Annotated in this window: 6 protein-coding genes; all 6 read left to right on the top strand. The window is 65.3% G+C overall.

What is annotated here, in order from left to right; all coding sequences use genetic code 11:
- On the top strand, nt 1–946 hold a 946-nt coding region (locus QZ378_RS11750), incomplete at its 5' end, for an argininosuccinate synthase (RefSeq protein ID WP_291258402.1).
- Nucleotides 947–1,078: 132 nt separating this feature from the next.
- Nucleotides 1,079–2,464, top strand: a complete 1,386-nt coding sequence (argH, locus tag QZ378_RS11745) for an argininosuccinate lyase (RefSeq protein WP_291258401.1) — start codon at nt 1,079–1,081, stop codon at nt 2,462–2,464.
- Nucleotides 2,465–2,676: 212 nt separating this feature from the next.
- Nucleotides 2,677–3,618 carry an N-acetyl-gamma-glutamyl-phosphate reductase gene (gene argC / locus QZ378_RS11740; protein ID WP_291258400.1) on the top strand — a complete coding sequence of 314 codons (942 nt, stop codon included), beginning with the start codon at nt 2,677–2,679 and terminating at the stop codon, nt 3,616–3,618.
- Between the two features lie 93 nt (nt 3,619–3,711).
- Nucleotides 3,712–4,974: a bifunctional glutamate N-acetyltransferase/amino-acid acetyltransferase ArgJ gene (argJ, locus tag QZ378_RS11735; protein ID WP_291258399.1), complete on the top strand. Its 1,263-nt coding sequence runs from the start codon at nt 3,712–3,714 to the stop codon at nt 4,972–4,974.
- Between the two features lie 77 nt (nt 4,975–5,051).
- Entirely contained in the window at nt 5,052–5,909 is an 858-nt protein-coding gene (gene argB, locus QZ378_RS11730) for an acetylglutamate kinase (protein ID WP_291258398.1), read from the top strand.
- Nucleotides 5,910–5,921: 12 nt separating this feature from the next.
- A partial coding sequence (locus tag QZ378_RS11725) for an aminotransferase class III-fold pyridoxal phosphate-dependent enzyme (RefSeq protein ID WP_291258397.1) occupies nt 5,922–6,633 on the top strand: 712 nt, incomplete at its 3' end.

The raw sequence follows: 6,633 nt of genomic DNA, 5'->3' as shown, positions 1-6,633 counted from the left end.
GGGCACCGCCTTCGCCCGGCCCATCATCGCCAAGCGGCTGGTGGAGATCGCCAAGAAGGAGGGCGCCGACGCCATTTGCCACGGCTGCACCGGCAAGGGCAACGACCAGATCCGCTTCGAGCTGGCCATCAAGCGGTTCGCCCCCGGGATGAAGATCATCGCCCCCTGGCGGGAGTGGGACATCAAGGGCCGGGATGAGGAGATCGACTATGCCGAGGCCCACAACGTGCCCCTGAAGATCTCCCGGGAGACCAACTACTCCAAGGACAAGAACCTGTGGCACCTGAGCCACGAGGGCCTGGACCTGGAGGACCCCGCCAACGAGCCCCAGTACGACAAGCCCGGCTTCCTGGAGATGAGCGTCTCCCCCATGAAGGCCCCCGACGAGGCCACCTACGTCACCCTGGACTTTGAGAAGGGCGTGCCCGTGGCAGTGGACGGCGAGAAGATGAAGGCCAGCGACATCATCCGCAAGCTCAACCAGCTGGGCGGCGCGAACGGCATCGGCCTGCTGGACATCGTGGAGAACCGGCTGGTGGGCATGAAGGACCGGGGCGTGTACGAGACCCCCGGCGGCACCATCCTCTACCGGGCCCACGAGGTGCTGGAGATGATCACCATCGACAAGGACACCAAGCACATGAAGCAGAAGCTGGCGGTGGACTTTGCCGACCTGGTGTACAACGGCAAGTGGTTCACCCCCCTGCGGGAGGCCCTCCAGGCCTTCGCGGTGGAGACCCAGAAGCACGTCACCGGCACCGTGAAGCTCAAGCTCTACAAGGGCAACATCATCACCGCCTCCGTCACCTCTCCCGACACCCTCTACTCCGAGAAAATCGTCACCTTCGAGGAGAGCGACTACAACCAGAACGACGCCACCGGCTTCATCAACCTGTGGGGCCTGCCGGATACGATTCTCGCTCTCCGGGATCAGGGAAAACTGTGAGCATCCGGCTTCCCTGGAATTAATAGACCAGTAGGGCGGGGGCTTGCCCCCGCCGCTCTTATCCAAATCACGGGACGGCGGGGGCAAGCCCCCGCCCTACCCTATCTTATCAATCATAGGAGAGGAACCATTATGAAACTCTGGGCCGGACGGTTCCAAAAGGAGACCGATACCCTGGTCAACGACTTCAACTCCTCCATCGCCTTTGATGCCCGGATGTACAAAGAGGACATCGCGGGCTCCATCGCCCACGCCGCCATGCTGGGCAAGCAGGGCATCATCGAGGAGCACGAGGCGGAGAAGATTATCGACGGCCTCAAGGCCATTCTGGCCGACATCGAGGCCGACAAGGTGGAGTTCTCCCTGGAGAACGAGGACATCCACATGAACATCGAGACCCTGCTCACCCAGCGCATCGGCGACACGGGCAAGCGGCTCCACACCGCCCGCAGCCGCAACGACCAGGTGGCGGTGGACTTCCGCCTCTACGTCAAGCAGGAGATCCCCAAGATCATCGACATGGTGCTGGAGCTGGAGAAGGTGCTTATCCGGAAGGCGGAGGCCAACCTGGACACCGTCATGCCCGGCTACACCCACCTGCAGCGGGCCCAGCCCACCACCTTCGCCCACTACATGATGGCCTACGCCAACATGCTCCGCCGGGACGTGACCCGGCTGGAGGACTGCCTGGAGCGGATGGACGAGTGCCCCCTGGGGGCGGGCGCCCTGGCCACCTCCACCTACCCGGTGGATCGGTTCCAGACCGCCGCCGCCCTGGGCTTTGCCAAACCCACCGACAACTCCATGGACTCGGTATCCGACCGGGACTTCGCCATCGAGTTCCTGTCCGCCTGCTCCATCCTCATGATGCACCTGTCCCGGTTCTCCGAGGAGATCATCCTCTGGTGCTCCTGGGAGTTCAAATACGTGGAGCTGGACGACGCCTACTCCACCGGCTCCTCCATCATGCCCCAGAAGAAGAACCCCGACGTGGCCGAGCTGGTGCGGGGCAAGACCGGCCGGGTGTACGGCTCCCTGATCACCCTGCTCACCGTCATGAAGGGCCTGCCCCTGGCCTATAATAAGGATATGCAGGAGGACAAGGAGTGCGTCTTTGACGCCATCGACACGGTGGAGCTGTGCGTGCCCGTGTTCGCCGCCATGCTGGACACCCTCACCGTCCTGCCCAGGAACATGCGGAACGCGGCCTCCGGCGGCTTCATCAACGCCACCGACTGCGCCGACTACCTGGTGAAGAAGGGCATGCCCTTCCGGGAGGCCTACATGATCGTGGGCCGGCTGGTGAACATGTGCATCAAGTCCGGCGAGACTCTGGACACCCTGCCCTTGAAGGACTTCCGCTCCATCTCCAACCTGTTCGACGCCGACGTATACCAGGCCCTGGAGCTGAAGACCTGCGTCAACGGCCGCACCGTCTACGGCGGCCCGGCGGCCGACAGCGTGAAGCAGCAGATCGCCAATATCAAAGCGTTTGTGGAGGGAAGAGCACATGGATAAGCGGGCCGACGTAGACGCACGCGCCGAGTGGCGCGTACAAGCGTTTTGCCGCAGGCAAAACCTTGGCGCAGGCGGAATTCACTTCCGCCGAGCATGTGAAAGAAATCGGGGCCCCCACGGGGCTTGCCCCGTGGGGTGCTACGGCGGCCCGGCAGCCGACAGCGTGAAGCAGCAGATCGCCAATATCAAAGCATTTATGGAGGCCCGGGAGCATGACTAAGCCCAAGGTCTACATCGACGGGCAGGAGGGCACCACCGGCCTGGAGATCCACCAGCGGCTGGCAGGGCGGGACGACATTGAACTGCTCTCCATTGAACCCGACAAGCGAAAGGACTTGACAGAACGGAAGCGGCTGATCAACGAGGCCGACCTGGTGTTCCTCTGCCTGCCCGACGCCGCCGCCGTGGAGGCGGTGGGCCTGATTGAGAACTCCCACACCCGGGTGATCGACGCCTCCACCGCCCACCGCACCGCCCCCGGGTGGGTGTACGGCTTCCCGGAGCTCTACAAGGATCCGGCCCAAACCATTGGGACAGCGCGGTTTGTAGCCAATCCGGGGTGTCACGCCACCGGCTTTCTGGCCGCCGCCGCGCCCCTGGCGGCCCTGAACGTCCTGCCCAGGGACTACCCCCTGACCTGCTTCTCCCTCACCGGCTACTCCGGCGGCGGGAAGAAAATGATTGCGGAGTACGAGGCCAGCAATAAAGGGAATGAGCTTTACAGCCCACGCATCTACGGAACCACTCTGAAGCACAAGCACCTGGCGGAGATGCAGAAGATCTCCGGTCTGGAGGCCCCGCCGGTGTTCTGCCCGGTGGTGGACGACTACTACCGGGGCATGGCCACCACCATCCAGCTCCACAACCGCTATCTGCGGGGCCAGCCCACGGCCAGGGAGCTGTCCCTGATCCTGGCGGCCTATTACGCCAAGCAGCCCCTGGTGAGCGTGGCCCCCTACTCCGACCAGCCCGCCTATCTGGCGGCCAACGCTCTGGCCGGCACCGACCGGCTGGAGCTCACCGTCAGCGGCCATGAGGGGCAGACCATCGTCACCGCCCGGTTCGACAACCTGGGCAAGGGGGCCTCCGGCGCGGCGGTGCAGAACATGAATTTGATGCTGGGCTTTGAAGAGACACGGGGCCTGGTGCTGTAAGAGACAGGCGGCGGGGGCAAGCCCCCGCCCTACATCAGAATTGCCGTAGGGCGGGCCTGTCCCGCCGCTCCGGCTCAGCAAGGAGTGAAGGATATGAAACAGATTTCCGGCGGCGTCACCGCCCCCATGGGCTTTACGGCCTCCGGCGTCCACTGCGGCGTGAAGAAGGGCAAGGGCGACGGCAACCAGCCCGCCCGCAGCGGCATGCCCGAGGTATTGGCGGACAAGAAGGATCTGGCCCTCATCGTGTCGGAGCAGCCCTGCGCCGCGGCGGCGGTGTACACCATGAACCGGGTGAAGGCCGCCCCCATCTACGTGACCATGGACCACCTGGAGAACGGGGAGGCCCAGGCCATCGTGGCCAACTCCGGCAACGCCAACGCCTGCGCCCCCAACAGCCACGAGCACGCCGAGGAGATGTGCGTCCTGGCCGCCCAGGCCACCGGCCTGAAGCCGGAGGACTTCGTGGTGGCCTCTACCGGCGTGATCGGCCAGGAGCTGAACATCGACGCCATCGGGAAGGGCCTGCCCCAGGCGGCGGCCGCCCTGTCCAAGGACGGCTCCGACGCGGCGGCCAACGCCATCATGACCACCGACACGGTGAAAAAGGAGCTGGCCTTCACCTGCTCCATCGGCGGCAAGACGGTGACCCTGGGGGCCATCGCCAAGGGCTCCGGCATGATCCACCCCAACATGGGCACCATGCTGTGCTTTATCACCACCGACTGCGCCATCACCCAGGAGCTGCTCGCCGACGCCCTCCACGAGATTGTCCCCCGCACCTTCAACCGGGTGACCGTGGACGGGGACACCTCCACCAACGACATGTGCGTGGTGCTGGCCAACGCCATGGCGGGCAACCCCCTCATCGAGTGGAAGGACGACGGCTACACCGTGTTTGTCAAGACCCTCCGCCACCTGTGCGAGCAGCTCTCCCGGGCCATCGCCGCCGACGGCGAGGGGGCCAGCAAGCTGATCACCTGCACGGTGCAGGGCGCCCGCAGCGAGGAGAGCGCCGAGCGCCTGGCCAAGGCGGTGGTGGGCTCCCCCCTGGTGAAGGCCGCCATGTTCGGCGCCGACGCCAACTGGGGCCGGGTGCTGTGCGCCATGGGCTACTCCAAGGCCCCCTTCCGGCCGGAGTATGTGGACATCTCCTTCTCCTCCGCCGTGGGGGAGATCCTGGTATGTAAGCAGGGCGCCGGAGTGGACTTCGACGAGGAGAGTGCCAAGAGCATCCTGAGCCAGGACGAGGTGGTCATCACCGTCGCCCTCAGCGAGGGAGAGGACTCCGCCACCTGCTGGGGCTGCGATTTGACCTATGACTATGTAAAAATCAACGGGGATTACCGCACCTGATACGGACGGGCGGCACATCCTATCGGGGCGCACATGGCGCGCCCGAATATCCCGCAATCCAATGGAGGCGAAAACCCATGTCCGATTCCCTGGTGGCACAGCGGGCCCAGGTACTGGCCGAGGCCCTGCCCTATATCCAGAAGTACTACGGCAAGACCGTGGTGGTGAAATATGGCGGCAACGCCATGATCTCCGACGAGCTGCGCCGGGCCGTCATCTCCGACCTGATCCTCCTCCACCTGGTGGGCATCCGGGTGGTGGTGGTCCACGGCGGCGGGCCGGAGATCACCGAGATGCTCCGCAAAATCGGCAAGGAGTCCCGGTTTGTGGACGGCCTGCGCCACACCGACGAGGAGACCATGGACGTGGTGCAGCAGGTGCTGTGCGGCAAGGTGAACAAGAACCTGGTGGCCACCCTGAACCAGACCGGGGGCCGGGCGGTGGGCCTGTGCGGCATGGACGCGGGCCTGTTCCAGGCCAGAATGCTGGACGAGAAGTACGGCCTGGTGGGGGAGATCACCGCCGTGGAGCCCCGCGTGGTGGTGGACAGCCTGGAGAACGGCTACATCCCCGTGGTGTCCACCGTGGCCCAGGGGACAGACGGCCCCGCCGCCTACAACATCAACGCCGACACCGCCGCCGCCAAGCTGGCGGTGGCCCTCGGCGCGGAGAAGCTGCTGCTCCTCACCGACGTGCGGGGCCTGCTGCGGGATCCGGCGGACGAGGGCACCCTGCTGCCCGAGGTGCGCCTGTCCCAGGTGCCCGGTCTGGTGAAGGACGGGGTGATCAAGGGGGGCATGCTCCCCAAGGTGGAGTGCTGTGTGGAGGCGGTGCGCTCCGGGGTGAAGAACGCGGTCATCCTGGATGGGCGCATCCCCCACTCCCTGCTCATCGAGCTCCTGTCCGACGCGGGCATTGGAACGATGCTTCTGTAAGGGGGTACGGATATGAACCATCAGGAACTGATTCAGCTGGACCACCGGCATGTGATCCAGACCTACGGCCGCTTTGACGTGGACATCGACCACGGCCGGGGGGCCACGCTTTACAGCCTGGACGGAACGGAGTACATCGACTTCACCTCCGGCATCGGGGTGTGCTCCGTCGGCCACGCCAACCCCAAATGGGTGGAGGCCGTCACCGCCCAGGCGGCCAGGCTGGGCCACATCTCCAACCTGTACTACACCCAGCCCTACGCCAGGCTGGCCCAGACCCTCTGTGAGCGCTCCGGCCTGGCGGCGGCCTTCTTCGGTAACTCCGGCGCCGAGGGCAACGAGGGGCTCATCAAGCTGGCCCGCAAGTACTCCTTTGACAAGTACGGCAAGGGCCGGGGCACCATCCTCACCCTGAAAAACTCCTTCCACGGCCGCACCATGACCACCCTGACCGCCACGGGGCAGGACAGGCTGCACCACTCCTTCTTCCCCTTCTCCGACGGCTTCCGGTACGCCGAGGCGGGCAGCCTGGACGCCATCCAGGAGGTGGCGGGCCACGACGTGTGCGCCGTCCTGCTGGAGCTGGTGCAGGGGGAGGGCGGCGTGATCCCGCTGGAGCGGGAATACGTCCACGATCTGGCGGTGCTGTGCGCCGAGCGGGACTGGCTCCTGCTGGTGGACGAGGTGCAGACCGGCATCGGCCGCACCGGCACCCTCTTCGCCT

This window comes from Flavonifractor sp., from assembly GCF_019422385.1.
In the GTDB taxonomy this organism is placed as follows: Bacteria; Bacillota; Clostridia; order Oscillospirales; family Oscillospiraceae; genus Flavonifractor; species Flavonifractor avistercoris.
The sequence above is the reverse complement of the archived record's forward strand: the minus strand, read 5'-3'. Positions and strand labels throughout refer to the sequence as shown.